The organism is Alicyclobacillus tolerans, from assembly GCF_900142255.1.
Lineage (GTDB): Bacteria > Bacillota > Bacilli > Alicyclobacillales > Alicyclobacillaceae > Alicyclobacillus_I > Alicyclobacillus_I tolerans.
The window spans coordinates 76,997-94,565 of record NZ_FRAF01000002.1 but is presented as its reverse complement, the minus strand read 5'-3'; the positions used below and the strand labels follow the sequence as shown (position 1 = coordinate 94,565).

Below are 17,569 nucleotides of genomic sequence, written 5' to 3'. Positions count from 1 at the left end.
CTGATAAAATAAGCAAGAATTCAGTCCTTTTGATGGCTCTTGTTCGGAGCAGAAATGACTTTCCTGACAACTCTTCTCTGTCCGCGACCTGACTGTTTTTCGGCTAATGAATGTTGACTCAAGTGTTCTCTGTTTTCCACCAACCAGTGTGCAATATTTTTCACATCACTTGGAGCAATTCGCCAATTGCGATGACCAAATTGAAAAGATTCCCCTGTCAGTTGGCCTGCTGCAGCAAGTGAATCCACAGCTATCCGTACGTGCTCGATGTTTTCATGAAGCATTTCTGCCAGTTCAGCCATGCTAAATCTTGTTGTCATGCTCAAATACCTTCTTCGTCCATTATCTCACATCTATGCTCCTCTATTCCGCTATTGAAAGCAAGAGCAACTTTACCATCATTCCATTGCACAGGCCGAGATTGAAAAGGTCGAGATCGTTCAAGGAGAAGGTGTTGGGACTTGAGTAGGCAATTCCACAAGTTGAACATGCGGTGTCATACTGAAATAATCTGTGTTCTCTCCACCGATGACATGAAATTGCACATCAAAGGAGGCTCCTGGCGCTAATTTGTTGGGAATCGACGAAGGCAGATGTTCCAGAAAGCGTGCAGTTCCATATTCAGTAAATCCTTGGTTGGGCATGTTAGAGAACCAAACAACGGCAAGTAAATTATGAGTTACAATCGTCTGCTTGGTTGGATTGGTAAACTGGGCATCCACCGTGATGGCTTGCCCCCGCGCTAAAGTTGGACCATTTAAGACACTGATGTTGCTCAAGAGAATAGATGACTGACGCCAAACCAGCGGCGAATCATGGAGGTTGGATGGAATATCGGAAGCATTCGACCAATAAAACGCAAGTTGGGCTTGCTCCGACAGCGCACCTGCAGCATTAACCGGTGCACCCACCGGATGAAACGACCAGGTAACTGTGGCATGAGGCGCTATTTCTTTAGGGCCATTGACAAAACTTAAAAAATTGTCTCGTGATTGGACGGATTTTCCAGAAAAACTAAGAATGCCAAATATTTCAGATTTTTTTATGATCCGATTCGACTCATTGGTCAACTGCGTAAAGACCACAGAACCAGCAGGCCAACCAGGAAGCTGACCAAATCGAATATGTTGAACAGTTATCGGTGCCGGATAGAGCAAATAGGCATCCTTAGATAAGGAGGATGTGGATGTAGAAGCTAGACTACCTTGCGAAGCCGAACTAAAAGCACCCGAAGGAGCAATTGGTCCAGCCTGCGGCTTTTTTTGTGTATAGAGCCAAGCCCCTACAGCGATCACGCAAAATACTGCCGCTGCAGCAGTCAAATTGGGCAAAAGCCGAAACCAGCGCCGTTTTTTTACCCCCAAACCAGGAACGTTGACCAATTGTCGCTCAGCCTCTTCTAGAATGCGCTGTTGCAATTGTTCACGAAACGGGACTTTACCTGCTTTCTGAAGCGTTTGGCGAATTTTCTGCTCCATATCATCGTCCTCATGTTGCATCTGTGAAACCTCCTTTCTCCAACTCGGTTTTGATGAACGACCTCGCTCGATGCAAACGCGTTCGAACAGAGGCTTCGGAAATCTGCAAGATTTGTGCAATCTCTTGACCGCTTCGTTCCTGCTGATAAAACAGAACTAGAACCTCTCGATATTTTAGAGGGATACGTTGAATCATCTGCCAAATTTCATCCTTCTCCAACCGTTCTATCACTTCACGCTCTACATTTTCAGATGTACTGAACGTTTGAATAGGCTGTTCGTTGATTTCTTCGTGCTTGACTTTCCAAGACCTGATATAGTCTTTGCATCGATTGGCTGTGATAGCCATGAGCCAAGTTTTTGGCGAGCTTTCCTGCCTGAATGTATCATACTGTGTCAAAGCCTTTAGAAAGACATCCTGAGCGATATCTTCTGCTTGATGATAATCTTTGACATAGGAGTATGCGTATTGAATAACATCCTGTCCATATAACTTCATCCAGTCTTTGAGGGCGGCTAATTTTTCTTCTTGAAGCCACTGCTCTCGCTGTGAGTTCACTGATGGTTTTCACCAATCCTTCCAGCCGTCCTCTCCTTTTTGACGGCACCATCGACTACCATGTTACAAACCATTATTTAACATCGGCCGATCCGTTTCTTAGTCTACCTTGTTGGGGTGTCAGCGTAAAGGATGCTAAACTTTGACTAGATAAAAACGCATCAAGGTGCAGAGGAGAATCCATTCGATGTATTCGGTTTTGCGAAAACTGCTTTTTAGCACCGACGCTGAGACAGCTCACCACACCACGCTCTCCATGCTGAAAACAGCGCCAAATATGGGGAAATGGCTGCGTCCTAAAGCCCAACAGCCCGCCCCAAATTTAGCCACACAACTTTATCATATGGATCTTAAACATCCGATTGGACTTGCCGCGGGTCTGGATAAAGACGGTATTGCACTCACTGGCCTTGAAGCTTGTGGTTTTTCCATGCTTGAAGTGGGCACCGTCACTCTGCGGCCGCAACCCGGTAACCCGAAACCTCGTTTATTTCGAATTGTTGAAGAAGAAGCGCTGGTGAATCGTATGGGATTTAACAACGCTGGTGCCCATGCACTCAAAAAACGTCTGCAAGAAAGCCATCTCACCATTCCTGTTGGGGCGAATATTGGAAAAAATAAAATCACCCCCAATGCTCAAGCTGTTGACGACTATGTAGCCTGTACGGAAATATTGGCGGGTGTAGCTGATTATTTGGTCATTAACGTCTCTTCTCCCAATACTCCTGGACTACGCGACTTACAAAACGAACAAGAAGCCTGCCGTATTGTCGAACAAGTGATTGCCGAACGCAATCGTCAAACCTCTCACCGCTCCTATCAACCGCCCGTCTTTGTCAAGCTGTCACCCGATTTGCCGGATGAAAGTCTGGTTCCACTAGCCAGCAAACTTCTTGAAGCGGGATGTGAAGGCTGGATTGCCACCAATACTACCCTTGAACGTTATCAAATCAAACATATCCATGCCCGAGAAAGTGGCGGACTGAGCGGCAAACCTCTAAAAACGAGATCGAACCAAGTCATAGCCGCTTTGTATAAGGTTACAGAAGGAAAAGTGCCAATTATTGGATGTGGCGGTATCTATAGTGCAGACGACGTATACGAAAAGATAAAACTAGGCGCCAGTGTCGTTCAAATTTATTCTGCTTTTATTTATCGCGGGCCTGCTTTATTGGACGTATTGACACAGGAATTGGCTGAACGGCTCGATCGTGAAGGTGTCCAAAGGATTGCTGATTTGGTGGGACAAGCGGAATCGTACAAGTAACGGAAAATGCAGAAGTGGCAAAATCAGATTTGGAAAATCCCGCATAATTACGCTAAACTAAAGAAGAACAAATACTCTACAACTTTACATAGGAGGGATTTGCATGGCTTTTCAATTACCACCGCTCCCATACGCTTTTAACGCTTTGGAGCCACACATTGACGCCCTGACAATGGAAATCCACCACGACCGTCACCATGGTACGTATGTCAACAATTTGAACGCCGCTCTGGAAGGACATGCTGACCTGCAATCCAAAAGTATCGAAGAACTGCTAAGCCATTTAGACGCTGTTCCAGAAAATATTCGCACCGCTGTGCGCAACAATGGTGGCGGACATGCCAATCACAGTATGTTTTGGGAAATTCTCAGCCCCAACGGCGGCGGAGCACCTACGGGTGAAATTGCCAAGGCGATTGACGAGACCTTTGGCTCATTCGAAAAATTCCAAGAGGAGTTTACCAAAGCTGCAACAGGTAGATTTGGAAGTGGATGGGCATGGTTGGTGGTGGATGGCGGCAAACTGTCCATTATGAGCACTCCCAATCAAGACAACCCCATGATGGAGGGCAAAAAACCAGTTCTGGGACTTGATGTATGGGAACACGCTTACTATTTGAAGTATCAGAATAAACGCCCAGACTACATCAAAGCGTTTTGGAACCTCATCAACTGGGCTGAAGTGAACAAACGTTTTGAAGCTGCGAAATAATAGCAGTTGCACCATGCTCATCTTAAAGCGGGCAGCCCTACGGTTGCCCGCTTTGCTTTTTTCATACTTGCATACAAAGGATGGAAATAAAGCCTCAGTCAACGAATAACCGTTTGCAATTGCTGATTGAACGCATGTGTTTCTGTAAAATCAACCGGCACAGGCTGATTATGCTCGTCGACAATGACAATACGAGGCCGATGCTCCCGAGCTTCTTCTTGACTCATTTGCGCATAGGACATAATGATGATAATATCTCCAGGCTGTACCAAACGAGCAGCCGCGCCATTCAATTCAATCGCACCACTACCGCGATCGCCCCGAATGACGTAAGTTTCCAAGCGCTCCCCGTTATTACAATTCACAATCTGAACTCTTTCATTTTCCCATATATCTGCAGCTTCCATGAGTATTTCGTCAATCGTGATGCTGCCAACATAATGTAAATTGGCCCGCGTGACCGTGGCTCGGTGAATTTTGGATTTCAACATTGTTCGTTCCATCTTGGCAACACCCCCCACAGCATTATACACAGATTGTCCGTATCTCCATAATATCTTGCCACGTTTATTGCGGGCTATGGATGGAAAGACTTGTAGCAGCCTTTTGTTGGAGCGAGGGGATTTGCATGCCTGTACTGACTTTGATTAAAAACGCTGAAGTGTTTGCACCAAAATCACTTGGCAAGAAAGACATTCTGCTTGGTGGCAGACACATTCTGGCAATTGCTGATGACCTTTCGATGCACGGAAGTTTACCCGAACTGGAAATTGTCGAAGCTGACGGATATTACGCCTTTCCTGGATTAATTGATCAACATGTCCATATGGCTGGTGGTGGTGGCGAAGGTGGTTTTCATTACCGTACTCCAGAAATATCTTTGAGCCATATTACAACAGCTGGAGTCACCACCCTTGTAGGAGTTCTGGGAACAGATGGTGTAACGCGCAGCACCCGCGAACTGCTAGCCAAAGCGCAGGCACTCGATTTTGAGGGCGTCAGCACGTACATATACTCTGGTGCCTATCAAGTGCCCACACGTACGTTGACAGGCATGCCACGCAGCGACTTGGTTTTAATCGAAAAAGTGATCGGCATTGGCGAAATTGCCATCTCTGATACCCGTTCATCCCATCCTAGCGAGCAGGATTTAGCCGAACTAGCCAGTGAAGCGCGTGTTGGCGGGCTTTTAGCTGGCAAGGCAGGCGTGCTTCATTTGCATGTGGGTGATGACGATCAAAAGCTGTCGATTCTTTTTCATTTAATCGACAAAACAGAATTGCCTCTATCCACTTTTGTCCCAACCCATCTTAACCGCAATCCTGATTTATTAGAGGATGCTGTGCGATACGGAAAAAAAGGGGGAATCGTCGATGTTACATCTGGTATTCGCCCCGACAAGCACGACCACGTTTCTGTTAAACCATCCAAAGCGATTCGCCGCTTGTTGGATGCCCAAATTCGCCCTGCTTTGATTACCATGAGTTCTGACAGCAATGGCAGTTCTCCTATTTTTGACGATCGCGGCAAACTTTTAGCCATGGGCATTGGCTCCATTAAAACACTTTGGGAAGAAACGGTGGATGCCATCGTTCAAGAAGAGGTTCCTGTGGAAACAGCTATTAGCATAGTGACCCTGCACGTGGCACGCATATTAAAACTACAACACAAAGGCCGACTCAAAGCCGGCCTTGACGCTGATATACTATTGACGGATAAAGAATACAAAATTCAACACGTATTTGCCAAGGGCCGCAAGGTAGTGGAAAACGGAGAGGCAATTGTCTTTGGCACCTTTGAAAATGCGCATGATATTCCCGGATCTCCACAAAGCAACGACGAATCTGGAGAAAAGTCAGAAAAACGCGGCAGACCCATGCTTGAACCGTCAGACGAAGACGAAGATGACTTTCCTGATCGCGACGAGCGACAAGCGAAAAGCCGCCGTCGCCACTACTGCTGCTAACACCTCGAATGATATATTCAGCATGGTTTTGCCTTGAAGATGAATAAAAACTAGCCAAGTACCTTTAGTGCGCATAACGAATCATTTGCAAAATTTCCTCGCGGCGTTCTGGATGTTCTTGAAATTCGCCGCGAGCCGCAATGGTGAGTGTCTTGCTGCCAGGTTTCTTGATTCCGCGCATATTCATACACAAATGTTCTGCTTCAATGACAACCATGGCCCCTGCAGGTTCCATTTCTTGCATCAAAACATCGACAATCATGTTGGTCATGCGTTCTTGAACCTGCGGGCGTTTGGCCACCATATCGACAAGACGCGCAAGCTTGGAAAGGCCCGTTACGACACCGCCACTTGGCAGATAGGCTACATGCGCCACTCCAAAAAACGGGAGAAGATGGTGTTCACACATCGAATAAAACGGAATATCCTTAACAAATACCAATTCATCGTGATCAACATGAAAACGGGCGGATAATTCCTCGGACGGATTATGATGCAAACCTGCAAAAATTTCTTCATACATGCGCGCGACACGAGCAGGGGTATCCAGAAGACCTTCCCGATTAGGATTTTCTCCTACAGCTTCGAGCAACATACGTATGGCTTCTTCAACCTTTTCTCTGTCTACGGTCGGTCTGTGCCTTTTCATCTCAATCGCGGCTGTATCTTCCGCGAAAGTAGCTACCGATTGCAGCGCTTTGCTACGCTTGATTTGGGCCATGACCTCATCTCTCCCTCGGAACACTTGTAAACCATCTATACCTGTCCACTTTACCACTCCAATATACTTTATCCACATATCGATTGGATCACTATTCAGAGACGAATGACAAAATTTGCTGACCGATGACTTGGTAAGACATGGATAAGTCTAAAAAAAGTTGGGCGTTCTTAATACATCCCGCAGGTTTTGCACAAGGTAAAATGGATGCGCAGAATGCGTAGAAAAGTAAGCTTGGGCTCCCCGTCCGCCAAAGAAGAAAGTCGTATTGGCATGTTTTGCCGCAAATTGACTCAACTCATCTATGAGAGTTGGATGGATATGGACAGGCTCGAGAGTGGACATGGAAAGCGCCACACAAACAGGCTGCAACTCTACGATTGAAGTTTCAATTGCTCCTTCAGCTGGAGAAGGGCCTAAGAAAACACTGCGCCATCCTTCCAGAGCAGCTTCAATCATCAGCATGTGCAAAGGAATCTCATGCCGCTCATAAGGTACACAAGCGGCCAGCAGAAGCGGTCCACTTTCAGGTGTCCTCAATGTGCGTCTCATTTGAATCAGCACATCGCGTGTCACTCCTGAGGCAATATGCTCCTGATATTCGCTCCAAACCCCTTCTTTCCAAAAAGTGCCCACTTTTTGCAAAAAGGGAACAACGATTTCATAAAGGAATGGCCGAATTCCTAGTTCCTGCTGCATGCGTTGCATCGTCTCAATTAAACCGCTGCTGTCCGCTCGTTCTCCTAAAGCAAGCAGTTGTTGAATTTTTGAAACATCCATTCCTCTGTCTGAAACCAGAGTCTCTGAGGTTTGCTGATATTCTGGATGACTTTCTAACGCTCGCAAATGAGAATGCTGGTTTTGCACAGAGAGAACCGCGTTTTTTACGGAGAACCCACTTTGCACAAGCTTACTTACTTTTTGGAGAAGATCCACATCATGCTGTGTGTAAACCCTATAGCCATTAGGCATGCGTTCTGGTTGGATGAGACGGTAACGCTGTTCCCACTTCCGGATTAACTGCGTTGTCAGTCCCGTCATTTCCGCAACTTGGCTAATACTGTAAAACGCAGGTTTATTGCCCACAACATGGCCTTCCTTTCCCCAAATTAAAAAATCTCGCAATCACGACATCATGGTTAACCTTGATCCTTTAGAGCAATACAAAAATTTCATAATAAACCATTTGGTGATAATCCAAGTCTCGCCAACTGATTTCTCAGGCATACTTGTCTGCCTATCCAAGAGACTGAATGGATAAATAGGACAGTGGGTTCATTTGTATTGTACAACAATTGTATAATATTTGTACAATGTTATTTTTTCGATCACGTTCCATTGCTCGAGCGTCCAACGAAGCATAAGTATGAAGATTTATTCGATTGTCTGAAAAGAAAATCCTAAAACTCTAGCGGTGATATGGACAACTTCCGATGCTGCTTGCTCGGCAGTTGAAAAATAAGCAGCGCCGTTAGCCAGTTTCAAACGACCCAGTGGCAAAAGTGCTTGATAGACCTTAGCTGCCAAATAAGGATCGACATACGCTTTGGCTTGGGATTCTTGAGTTTCTTGAATTGCTTGGGCTAAGGCTGTGGCTAAACGTTCTTCCGATTCTTTCATACGCCGTAACTGTTGCCGACTTAATAACGGCTTAGCTTCTCTCATCAACGTGGAAAACTCCATGCGTGGTTCAGCAATTTTCAAATAAGCCAGTGAAATTTCATAAAGCCTGTCCAGAAAAGGCATGTCTTTGGACAAGATATCCTTAACTTGATTCTCTATTAAATTCATCAAATGAATCATTGAAGCAGTAAAAAGACTCGCCTTATTAGCAAAATGGTAGTAGATACTTGCCTTTGTCAAATTGCATTCTTCTGCCACGCGCTCTACGCTCACGCCTTCATACCCATAATTCATAAATAATTCAGCAGCCTTTTCTAGGATAGCGTGCGCAGTTGAAGTATCACCATTGACCAGCTTGGGGCGGCCCGGTTTGCGACGGACAGTTGACGTCATACAAATTTACCTCCCTAACCAACGCCTTGGGCCTTTTCCATTGATGCCAAGGTGGTCCATACGCTTTATCATACCCCATAGTGTACCTTATCCACCTTGGCATGCCAAAGAACAGCAGTTGTTTTACAGACATATCGGATGCTAAAAAAATGGAAACTATCATCTGCTGGTTTTAACTGTTGGGACCACAATCTACACCGCTGTCCGCAAATTGAACTGTATTGTACGTAGCTCCCCAGCTTTTTACCTGTTCTATATCAGAAATTACAGGACAACTTGCGGTGTAAGCAATATAGCCACGGATATTGCCGCCCGTTACTTCAGGTTGATTTCCCGAGATTGGAGATATGGCGATAAATGCCGGATCGGGCAAAGAGCTTAATTGATACTGTTGATACTGAAACTGATTACAGTAGAATCCTGGTTGCAAAGAGCTATCTACAGAGAGCAGTCCTTCCCGCCATCCACTGATAAAATCCTTCCATTCACTGGAGGTCGTTGCAGGTTGATTGTATCCTTCCGGATCAATCACAACAAAACTAGGGCGTATTGTCCCTGGATAGTTGGCCAATTGATTGGCAGCATAGACACCCGCAGCATGCCCAGCCGATTGAAAGCTATCTCCCGGTTCAGGCCAAGAAACCGTCCAAAAGGAAATCCAGAAGACCAGAGGATTGTTATTGTTGGCCAACGCGGCTGCAACATATTGATCAGAATGGTTAGAGAGCAACTCTGTATAAGGAGGCGTAGAGATACCCAATGCCGCTGTGCTGGCCAATCCTGACCAGCCGATTTGTAAAGCTGACTCGGCAGACTGTACAGAGTCAAACACCGCGTATAATCCAACCTCTGGCGAAAGAATATTGGTGCCAGCTTTTTGAACAGTGGTTATTGATCGTTGCAAAGGATCAATATGGTTAGACGAACCTTGGACACAAACAGCTTGCGGAGTTTCCTGTATCGGCAATCCAGTCCACCCATAAGGGTAGACACCATTAATTGCATAGTAAGTGAGCATTGTGGCTAATTTGAGCGAATCTAGTGCTGTATAACCTGCTGCATTCACAAAGAAGTTCTTGGTGATGGTTTGGATACCTCCACCATTGGCATAATGAGAAAATGGTGTGTGCCCCCCAGCTTCAGCAGCAGGATTCTGCCAATTGCAAGGATTGTAGTAGAGCGCATAAAGTGCAGCGCCCCCAACAGCTATAACCAGATGTTGACCATCTGCAACATAGCGCCAGGCTTCTTGGAAATCACCCGTCACTTGGGAAACTGGTATATTACAAGCTTGCGCAGCAGCCATTGCTTTCCAAAAATCACCTTCTGTTGCTGCGTATAAATAGATTTTTTGTGAAGGCACCGTCATTCTTATAGACCTCCTATGGTATGGATGGCAACTTTGTTTCACCCCGTCATTAGACCTACAAAAGAACAGGTTTGCTTGCATTCAATAAAGCGAAAGCATGCATGAAACGATTTATCATACGCAATGAAGATTTTTTCTGCGAAGACTATGATGTAAAACAAACTTTGGGCAGGTGACATCTACAAAGCTCCTCACCAAAAATACGCTTCCGACATACGCTATCTTGAATCAAATGTCGGAGGTGTTCCTGCCTTGTTTTCTCTTGCCGCTGCTGCCTTTTCCCTGCTTCATGATGTCACGTTGGTCAGCGGCTACCTCCATCAGTCATTTCCCCAACCGTTGAGCAAGGAGCAGGAGAAGATGTACTTCGAACGCTGGCAAAACGGCGATCGGGAAGCGCATGACATGTTGGTTAAACACAATTTGCGCCTAGTTGCCCACGTAGCAAAAAAATTTGACTCAGCCAATATCGATCAGGACGATCTCATTTCCATTGGCACCGTTGGACTGATCAAAGCTGTAGATACTTACCAGCCCAACAAAGGGACAAAATTTGCTACTTACGCTGCGCGCTGTATTCAAAATGAAATTCTCATGCAACTGCGAGCACAGAAAAAATCCCGTAAAGATGTATCCCTTTACAGCCCCATTGGCACTGATAAAGAAGGTAACGATATCGTCATTGCCGATGTACTTGGCTCTGAAGTAGACATGACTGAGGAAGAAGTCAGCAAACGCATGGAAATCCTATCCACACTAAAGTTGCTTGATATTTTGGATGAACGGGAAAGACGTGTCATTGAACTGCGGTTTGGACTGACGGACGGACGCGAGTGGACGCAAAACGACGTAGCAGATGCTTTAAACATATCCCGTTCCTACGTTTCACGTTTAGAAAAAAGGGCTCTGCTCAAAATGTTTCATCACTCGCAAGCAGGCAAGCGCCGACGAGCTGCTTTTCGTTATCAGCGCCGATATGCAGATTCTTAGAACGCTGCTAACCAAGATAGATATTTCTCACAAGATTGTTGATAAATAACCATATAGTTGCTGTTGATGTCGATGCTCTTTCAGAGTACGATACCAGAGGACGCGCCAAGCGACTTTTGAATCAAGGAGTCCTCTGCCCTATGTATGGCTTGCGAAGAAACCGTATTCCACGTACTGTCTGGATTGCGCCAATTCTCCTGATTGTCGCATTCCTGTCTGCATTTGTCGTTGACTATATCAATGAACATGTCACACTTCACGTATTGACGGAAAATATAGATGTGGCTAATGTTCGTTCCATTTTATTGCAGCCGTTGACTTCTGGCGCAACGGCTGCCAATACGCTGATTTCAGTCAGCGGTCACAACACGATTGTGCAAATTCTTAAATCTCTATCTGAATCGACTCCTATATCTGATAACAAAAACGTCCAAAGCGCTCAAGTATTCGATACGCTTTATGTGGAGTCCAATTCACAACAAATGCTTTCTATCCAACTGGCCGTAAACCCAACCTCATTACAATCGCCTTATGTTCTGGCCAATGGCCATGCATTTATGGCTTCCCCTTCACTCGTAAATATTTTGAAAAAATTAAACTCAAACGGCTGAAAATAAGGTAATCTTTGTTTATCAGAGTTTTGACTGAATGTCAGTTGAAACTCTTCAGAACAGTGGGCTCTGTGCAGAGGTTGAACTAGCTGCGCGATGAAGACCTTTTCAGGCCCGCGAAAGTGAGGAATCTTATTGTTAAACAGCGGAAGAGTTGCACTTGTTACCGGAGGAAGCAGTGGCATTGGCGAAGCGTTTGCGGAGCATTTTGTGAAAACGGGAGGTTCTGTTGCTCTTATTGGACGAAGTATTGAGAAATTGCAGAACGCCTCTAATTCGATTGCCACGCATTGCGGATTAACAGAAAATAAAACAGATCGTATACGTTATTATCAGGCAGATGTACGGGACTCAGAACGCGCAGAGGAAATTTGGGATGAGGTTTTTTCAGACTTTGGAAAAGTAGATGTGCTGATTAATAACGCTGCAGGGAATTTTATCTGTAAAGCAGAAGAACTGTCAGCTAACGGCTGGAATGCTGTTGTTCAAATTGTATTGAATGGAACATTTTTCTATTCCACCGCTTTTGCTCGACGTTTAATTGCCCGCCAGCAACCAGGAGCGATTGTCAATGTTGTCGCCACTTATTACGCGAATGGCGGCCCAGGTGTCTGTCATTCGGCTGCTGCTAAAGCTGGTGTAGTGGCATTCTCGAAAAGCGTAGCTGTCGAGTGGGCCAAACACCGTATTCGGGTTAATTGCATTGCTCCTGGGCCAATAGGCGACACCGGCGGCGCCGATCGCCTATGGCCAACAGAAGAAGCCTATCAACGAGTTCTTCATTCCATCCCCGCAGGAAGACTGGGCAGCAAAGAAGAAATCGCCAAAGCTATGGATTGGCTCGCTTCCGAGCAAGCCAGCTTTATCACCGGCGATGTACTCACGATGGACGGCGGTCAAAGTCTCGGGCCAATTCGATTTTAAAAAACGACTGTATGGCAATATCGACTTTTCATCCCATACGACTGGATAACCAACCGGTCAGCAAAAGACCGGTTGGTTATTGATGAAATCAACCTCCACTGGATGATGATGGCCAGTTACCAAGCGTCACAGAGATTTGTATTTTCTTACCATTCCTTAACACTGTTAACTGTATCACTTGTCCAGGCTGATCCCGATTGATATCTGCCGTCAACTGCTCAATGGTCTGAATGGGATGCCCATTGTAGCCAATAATGATATCTCCATCACCGCGCAGTTTACTGATTTGCCCCGTCTGATTGGCGGCAGCCGCACCACTATCTCCGCGTAATCCTGCTTTCGCAGCCGGACTGTCGGGTGTGACAGACTCTACGTAAATACCCTGGCTGACTGGGAGGTCAAGTTGACTTTGCAAATAACTGTCAATATCCATTCCTGCAATACCAATCCAGGCATGCTTGACCTGTTCACCGCGCAATAAAGTCGGAAGCAAGCGTTCCAAACGGTTAATAGGAATCGCAAAACCAATCCCTACAGATCCTTCAACCGGACTTTCAATGGCTGTATCTATACCAACCACCTGTCCAGCCTCGTTAAGCAAAGGACCGCCAGAATTTCCAGGATTCAGAGGTGCATCGGTTTGAATTAATCCATCCATCACATGACCCGTTTGCATAGGCATCGATCGATTCAAACCGCTGATAATGCCAAAAGTCACACTTTCCGTCAATTGAAACGGATTGCCGATGGCTATGACAAACTGACCTGGTACCAGTGTGTTGGCATTTCCAAGAGGCAACGGCGGCAGTTGATCGATACCCGCCACATGAACAATCGCCAAGTCATCCAATGTATCTGCAGAAAGCACAATTCCTGTATAATTCTTTTGTCCAAACGTAACCGTAACAGTTTTCTGTCCATTTACGACATGAGCGTTTGTAGCTATATCGCCCTGATTATTAATTAAAAAACCTGTGCCAATGTCTTCCTCGCCGGCATTTTTGCCTGTACCGCCAGAGATAGCTGTTATGGTACAAATGCTGTTTTTTACCTGATTATAGACCCGAGTAATGACATTAGCCGACTGTCCACTGGCAAGGGTATTCGCAGGAGAGTTTCCGAGCGCACCCGTACTGCTTGGAGCGCCAGAAGTTGGAGCCTGCATTGGCACTTCTACTACACGCGGCGACTGCACCAACAATCCTACTCCAAGTCCTGCAGCAAATGCAGCAAATATCCCAATACCGAGTAGAACTGTCCGCGCCCCCCCGTTGCGGCGCGATTGCCATAAATCATCATCGCGCCATTTTCTTCTCGCCATGTGCATACCCCCTTATTGCGCCCTAGATAGCCCCCACAACTTTGCCCATTCTTCTGCAACAAATTGCCAACGCGATTGATTCTCTGCTATTTCCTCTGCTCTACCTTGCTCTGTAAACTGTCGCAACTGCAACATCCATGCTTCAATCCATTCTTGCTCCATCTCTGCCCATTGCTGTTGCAAATGTTCGAGTAATTGTGTTGTCAAACGGCTAATCTCGCTTTTTACTTCCCCCATCTGCAATGGTTCCACTGCTTCAAGCATATCACGTTGGCCGCCTTCTTCAAAAAACTGCCGCGCAGAACGGAAGTAGTGGAGAGATTGCAGTAAAGGTTGATGATTCATGTGCACATCTTCTGCCTGAACCTCAGGCAACTGAATTTGTATGTCTGGAATATTGATTGCTGCTCGCAACATCTGTGGTAGTCGAGCACAAAGAGCATCTGCTGCTTGTTCAAGTAATTCCTGTCCAATTTTTTGCAAACGAAGCGAAAAAGTTCTAGTCTCTACCAAAATTTGCGTTTCCAATTGTCCGGCCAATTCTGCGGCCGCTTCCTGCAAAGCCATTTTGGTCTCCTTACTTTGAACAAAACGGCCCGGATAAAACGCCTCACGGAATAAGTTAGAAAACCTGAGACGAATGCGTTCTCCTATATGAAAAATAAGTTCCTGACAATCACTTTGCAGTTGTACTTGCACATTCCGCAAAACAGCGCCGTTTTCTTTTTCTTCCTGAAGCAAACGATGAGCAGTTTCAACGTCTGCCACGAAACGTTCCCGCTCTTCTGCTCGAGCGCGCTGGAGCAATCCCAAACGCGTGACTTCCGCTTCGATTTGATTCATAAGATGCGTCATTTCGCGTTGTAAAGTCTCTACCCGCAAACGCTCACGCACATCATCATTTGCCGTCATTAAATCTTTTTGCAAAGCTTCCAGCCCTGAAATATTCCATATCTCATCCGGAACTGGCAATGGCTCTTCAGGACCTAATTGAAGACGTACTCTTGCCATTTGTTCAAATTTCGGATCCGTTTTTATTTTTAATTGCTTGGCCGCTAAAGCCAGTTGGCTGGAAACTCCATAAATACGCGGCTCAACGATACCCAGTGATCTCAGCTCATCTCGAACGCGCTGCTCTACAGCATGGCGCTCTTCTTCGTCCACAGCAAGATCGACCGCATTCACAACCACGTACAATTTGTTTTGACCCATTACGTTTTGCACATCAGCCAATTGTTGCAAAAAGTTTTTATCTGCACGCGAAAAAGCGTGTGTATAATAAAGCACAAAAACGATTGCATCTGCTTGGCGCATATAGTTAAAAGCAACATTGGTATGACGGCGGTGAATAGAATCGACGCCCGGTGTATCCACGAGAACAAATCCTTCCGCAAAAGGCGCATTCGCCAGCGGCACCTGTACTTCTCTGACATAACAGGCCAATGACTCATCTGCAGTGAAAGAACGCAGCTCGTCCAACGTTGCGTTCCATGATTGTCCAAGACGGTGACGCATAACAGGATAACCTTTGCTGACCGCTTTGAGATAGGAAAGGGAAGTTCTCGCTGTTTTGCCATACTGAGCTGGCTGCAAACTCTCTGCTTTGGCAAGCGCAGCCTCGAGAGAATCTGCTTCTAACTGGATGCGTCGACAGGCATCAGATACGTCTTGCCAAACCTCATCTTTCGATTTAGCTTCAATCCATAATTCACCCTGACGACCAGCAAGAATTTTTGTCACTGTCGCTGTCGTAGGATTGGGAGAGACGGTTAATACAGGTTGCTCCAGCAAAGCGTTGAGCAAAGAAGACTTGCCTGCTGAAAAAGCACCAAAAACAGCCACCATGACTTGACGATTCTGAAAACGTTCCTTTGCTAAGACAAGGCTTTCCTGAAAAGGCTGCCCGTGCGGTAAATCCGCCAGTAAATTTTGAGCTGCTGCAATTTTATCTTGGATGGTATGTTCAACACCCATTACCTTGCGCCCACCTCCGAAAATACAGGAATTGCATTTAATTTCTGGCGCCATTCCCGTTCAATACTCTCATAAACCTGCAACCAAGCATTCAAGGCGCGACAGGCTTCCACATCAGGAGCAAATGTTTGTTTGATAGACTGTTCTTCTTCCTGCAGTTGAACAATGGCCAATTGTTGATAATCGTCCAGCATCATTTGCAAACGCGCCAATGTCTGGCCACGAATTGCCGCTACCACATCCCGAACGTACTGATAACCGTAATCTGCAGAAACCAGCGCACCAGATTTGATTTGTCTCTGCAGCAATTCAGAGCTTATGGGAACTGTCAAATTGTCAAGTTGCGCAGCATCCCAGGTTCCGGAACTTAGTTCCTCCTGAAGAAAGGCGCGCAACGCAGACTGAAGCGGCCAAAAAAGATTTTTTTGAGCGCGATCGGTTAAATCATTCAAGAAGTTCTGGATACGCTGTTCGCGTTCCTGCTCCGTTTTTTTCTCGCGACCAAACCAGCCTACACGAAAATCACTTCGCAAACTCTCAACATATTTTCTGCCCAGTTCCGTTGTCTCATAAGGAGAAATCTGCGCCAATTCAATGAGACGAGCCAGTTCAATACGCTCATGATTCCATTTGTCCTGTAGCTCATCCAGCCGCAATTGGTAGTCTTTTTGTACTTTTAGAATAGATTTCGATCTCGTTTCTAACCACTGCCTGGCTTCTTGAGCGTTTTCCGGGAATTGCCCAAAGATGTCCATAACATCTTCCTGTACCTTTTGCCATTCTTCTTGATGACAAATTTGTGCGAATTGACGAAGGATTTCCTGCACACGAATATAGATGGAAAACTGTTTCTCCCAAGGACTGATATGCGCTAATCCTAGAAGGAAAGATTGGAGCTCGACAATTTGTGAATAGGGTGAAGGACGCGTGGAAGTATAGAAAATCCGCTCGGGTTCCACACCAAAAGCTGAAAATGCTGTTTCCACCCGTTCTTGATATTCTTCAAACGACAATTCAAAATCGAGATGTTTGTCAACCTGGTGGACAATTAAAATGAGCCGCTTCCCCTCATCTTGTAAGCGTTTTGCCCATTCCAGATGCTCGTCAGCCTCCACGTGTTGGTAATCCATGACAAGCGCCACGAGATCTGCCAGGTAGAGGTGTGCAAGCGTTTCCGCTTCGTGACTCGCATCCGTTGAATCAATGCCCGGTGTGTCCAGTAGATCGATTTCACATCCAAGTTCTTCATTGACCATTGCCGCTGTTTCTACTTTGGCAGTTGTAGGTACGGCACCAGTCGCAAGAGAAGCACCTGTAAGCGCATTGATGAGGCTGGATTTACCAGCGGAAAACAGGCCACAAAAGGCCACCACTATCTTCCATTGACCCTCCCGTAATGGATTGACAATAGCGCGCAAGCGCTCAGACAATTCATTTTGTCCTTGCTCCTCCATCTCTGCGCACACTTGATTCAATGCCCGCTCTGACTCAGGTGTCCATGCTGTGTCAGCGACTGTTCTTTGCTGTACCATACCGTCTGCTTCCTTTCATTTATCACAATCTCCACTCAATGATCGTAATCTCCACCTACACTATGATACGCAAGTTTAAGAATCTGTGGAGATTTTGTTGTGATACAATGAGGCGGAATTCTGACAATA

At 45.9% G+C, this 17,569-nt stretch carries 18 protein-coding genes; 7 read left to right on the top strand and 11 right to left on the bottom strand.

From position 1 onward, the window contains the following. Positions 1-20: 20 nt before the first annotated feature. The 3 genes from BUA75_RS01685 to BUA75_RS01675 form a co-directional block, all read right to left on the bottom strand. Entirely contained in the window at positions 21-320 is a 300-nt protein-coding gene (locus BUA75_RS01685) for a hypothetical protein (RefSeq protein WP_072872847.1), read from the bottom strand. A 120-nt stretch (positions 321-440) separates the two neighbouring features. Then, the gene (locus BUA75_RS01680; protein ID WP_072872846.1) at positions 441-1,499 is read right to left on the bottom strand and encodes a hypothetical protein; all 1,059 of its coding nucleotides are present in this window, start codon (positions 1,497-1,499) and stop codon (positions 441-443) included. Further along, positions 1,489-2,037 carry a sigma-70 family RNA polymerase sigma factor gene (locus tag BUA75_RS01675; protein ID WP_083574004.1) on the bottom strand — a complete coding sequence of 183 codons (549 nt, stop codon included), beginning with the start codon at positions 2,035-2,037 and terminating at the stop codon, positions 1,489-1,491. The genes BUA75_RS01680 and BUA75_RS01675 overlap by 11 nt, the downstream gene beginning before the upstream one ends. Between BUA75_RS01675 and BUA75_RS16045 the strand changes: the two genes are divergently transcribed. The 3 genes from BUA75_RS16045 (at position 2,028) to BUA75_RS01665 (ending at position 4,016) form a co-directional block, all read left to right on the top strand. Continuing rightward, on the top strand, positions 2,028-2,183 hold the full coding sequence (locus tag BUA75_RS16045) for a hypothetical protein (RefSeq protein WP_207549677.1): 156 nt from the start codon (positions 2,028-2,030) through the stop codon (positions 2,181-2,183). The genes BUA75_RS01675 and BUA75_RS16045 overlap by 10 nt on opposite strands. Positions 2,184-2,224: 41 nt before the next feature. Continuing rightward, entirely contained in the window at positions 2,225-3,304 is a 1,080-nt protein-coding gene (locus BUA75_RS01670) for a quinone-dependent dihydroorotate dehydrogenase (protein ID WP_072872845.1), read from the top strand. Between the two features lie 103 nt (positions 3,305-3,407). Then, positions 3,408-4,016 (top strand): superoxide dismutase, encoded by a 609-nt coding sequence (locus BUA75_RS01665; protein WP_072872844.1) that lies wholly within the window; start codon positions 3,408-3,410, stop codon positions 4,014-4,016. A gap of 98 nt (positions 4,017-4,114) precedes the next feature. Here BUA75_RS01665 and panD read toward each other — a convergent pair whose 3' ends face one another. Further along, the gene (gene panD, locus BUA75_RS01660) at positions 4,115-4,519 is read right to left on the bottom strand and encodes an aspartate 1-decarboxylase (protein ID WP_072872916.1); all 405 of its coding nucleotides are present in this window, start codon (positions 4,517-4,519) and stop codon (positions 4,115-4,117) included. Positions 4,520-4,644: 125 nt separating this feature from the next. Between panD and iadA the strand changes: the two genes are divergently transcribed. Then, positions 4,645-5,982: a beta-aspartyl-peptidase gene (gene iadA / locus BUA75_RS01655; protein WP_072872843.1), complete on the top strand. Its 1,338-nt coding sequence runs from the start codon at positions 4,645-4,647 to the stop codon at positions 5,980-5,982. A gap of 64 nt (positions 5,983-6,046) precedes the next feature. Here the strand turns inward: iadA and folE are convergent, their stop codons facing one another. The 4 genes from folE to BUA75_RS01635 form a co-directional block, all read right to left on the bottom strand. Next, complete coding sequence (gene folE / locus BUA75_RS01650) at positions 6,047-6,631, bottom strand: GTP cyclohydrolase I FolE (protein ID WP_083574013.1); 585 nt, start codon at positions 6,629-6,631, stop codon at positions 6,047-6,049. Positions 6,632-6,853: 222 nt separating this feature from the next. Then, a complete protein-coding gene (locus BUA75_RS01645; RefSeq protein WP_129583475.1) occupies positions 6,854-7,789 on the bottom strand; it encodes a MerR family transcriptional regulator in 936 nt (311 codons plus the stop codon). Between the two features lie 288 nt (positions 7,790-8,077). Further along, entirely contained in the window at positions 8,078-8,719 is a 642-nt protein-coding gene (locus tag BUA75_RS01640; RefSeq protein ID WP_072872842.1) for a TetR/AcrR family transcriptional regulator, read from the bottom strand. A 172-nt stretch (positions 8,720-8,891) separates the two neighbouring features. Further along, positions 8,892-10,088 (bottom strand): hypothetical protein, encoded by a 1,197-nt coding sequence (locus BUA75_RS01635; RefSeq protein ID WP_072872841.1) that lies wholly within the window; start codon positions 10,086-10,088, stop codon positions 8,892-8,894. Positions 10,089-10,340: 252 nt separating this feature from the next. Between BUA75_RS01635 and sigK the strand changes: the two genes are divergently transcribed. From sigK to BUA75_RS01620, 3 genes are all read left to right on the top strand, one after another. Next, entirely contained in the window at positions 10,341-11,078 is a 738-nt protein-coding gene (gene sigK, locus BUA75_RS01630) for an RNA polymerase sporulation sigma factor SigK (RefSeq protein ID WP_072872840.1), read from the top strand. Positions 11,079-11,113: 35 nt separating this feature from the next. After that, complete coding sequence (locus tag BUA75_RS01625) at positions 11,114-11,689, top strand: hypothetical protein (protein WP_129583474.1); 576 nt, start codon at positions 11,114-11,116, stop codon at positions 11,687-11,689. 135 nt (positions 11,690-11,824) lie between these two features. Then, positions 11,825-12,613 (top strand): SDR family oxidoreductase, encoded by a 789-nt coding sequence (locus BUA75_RS01620; RefSeq protein WP_072872838.1) that lies wholly within the window; start codon positions 11,825-11,827, stop codon positions 12,611-12,613. A gap of 88 nt (positions 12,614-12,701) precedes the next feature. On the opposite strand, the gene BUA75_RS01615 is transcribed toward BUA75_RS01620, so the two are convergent. The 3 genes from BUA75_RS01615 to BUA75_RS01605 are packed head-to-tail and all read right to left on the bottom strand — an operon-like array spanning position 12,702 to position 17,440. Continuing rightward, positions 12,702-13,934, bottom strand: a complete 1,233-nt coding sequence (locus tag BUA75_RS01615; RefSeq protein WP_072872837.1) for a S1C family serine protease — start codon at positions 13,932-13,934, stop codon at positions 12,702-12,704. Between the two features lie 12 nt (positions 13,935-13,946). Continuing rightward, on the bottom strand, positions 13,947-15,908 hold the full coding sequence (locus BUA75_RS01610; protein ID WP_072872836.1) for a dynamin family protein: 1,962 nt from the start codon (positions 15,906-15,908) through the stop codon (positions 13,947-13,949). After that, positions 15,908-17,440, bottom strand: coding sequence for a dynamin family protein (locus BUA75_RS01605; RefSeq protein WP_072872835.1), 1,533 nt, complete (start codon positions 17,438-17,440; stop codon positions 15,908-15,910). The genes BUA75_RS01610 and BUA75_RS01605 overlap by 1 nt, the downstream gene beginning before the upstream one ends. Positions 17,441-17,569: the final 129 nt, after the last annotated feature.

Excerpts from the sequence above, each read along its gene's own strand:
- BUA75_RS01685 (WP_072872847.1), bottom strand. The coding sequence starts at position 320 with ATGACAACAAGATTTAGCATGGCTGAACTGGCAGAAATGCTTCATGAA.
- BUA75_RS01680 (WP_072872846.1), bottom strand. The coding sequence starts at position 1,499 with ATGCAACATGAGGACGATGATATGGAGCAGAAAATTCGCCAAACGCTT.
- BUA75_RS01670 (WP_072872845.1), top strand. The coding sequence starts at position 2,225 with ATGTATTCGGTTTTGCGAAAACTGCTTTTTAGCACCGACGCTGAGACA.
- BUA75_RS01665 (WP_072872844.1), top strand. The coding sequence starts at position 3,408 with ATGGCTTTTCAATTACCACCGCTCCCATACGCTTTTAACGCTTTGGAG.
- panD (WP_072872916.1), bottom strand. The coding sequence starts at position 4,519 with ATGGAACGAACAATGTTGAAATCCAAAATTCACCGAGCCACGGTCACG.
- iadA (WP_072872843.1), top strand. The coding sequence starts at position 4,645 with ATGCCTGTACTGACTTTGATTAAAAACGCTGAAGTGTTTGCACCAAAA.
- folE (WP_083574013.1), bottom strand. The coding sequence starts at position 6,631 with ATGAAAAGGCACAGACCGACCGTAGACAGAGAAAAGGTTGAAGAAGCC.
- BUA75_RS01640 (WP_072872842.1), bottom strand. The coding sequence starts at position 8,719 with ATGACGTCAACTGTCCGTCGCAAACCGGGCCGCCCCAAGCTGGTCAAT.
- BUA75_RS01635 (WP_072872841.1), bottom strand. The coding sequence starts at position 10,088 with ATGACGGTGCCTTCACAAAAAATCTATTTATACGCAGCAACAGAAGGT.
- BUA75_RS01615 (WP_072872837.1), bottom strand. The coding sequence starts at position 13,934 with ATGGCGAGAAGAAAATGGCGCGATGATGATTTATGGCAATCGCGCCGC.
- BUA75_RS01610 (WP_072872836.1), bottom strand. The coding sequence starts at position 15,908 with ATGGGTGTTGAACATACCATCCAAGATAAAATTGCAGCAGCTCAAAAT.
- BUA75_RS01605 (WP_072872835.1), bottom strand. The coding sequence starts at position 17,440 with ATGGTACAGCAAAGAACAGTCGCTGACACAGCATGGACACCTGAGTCA.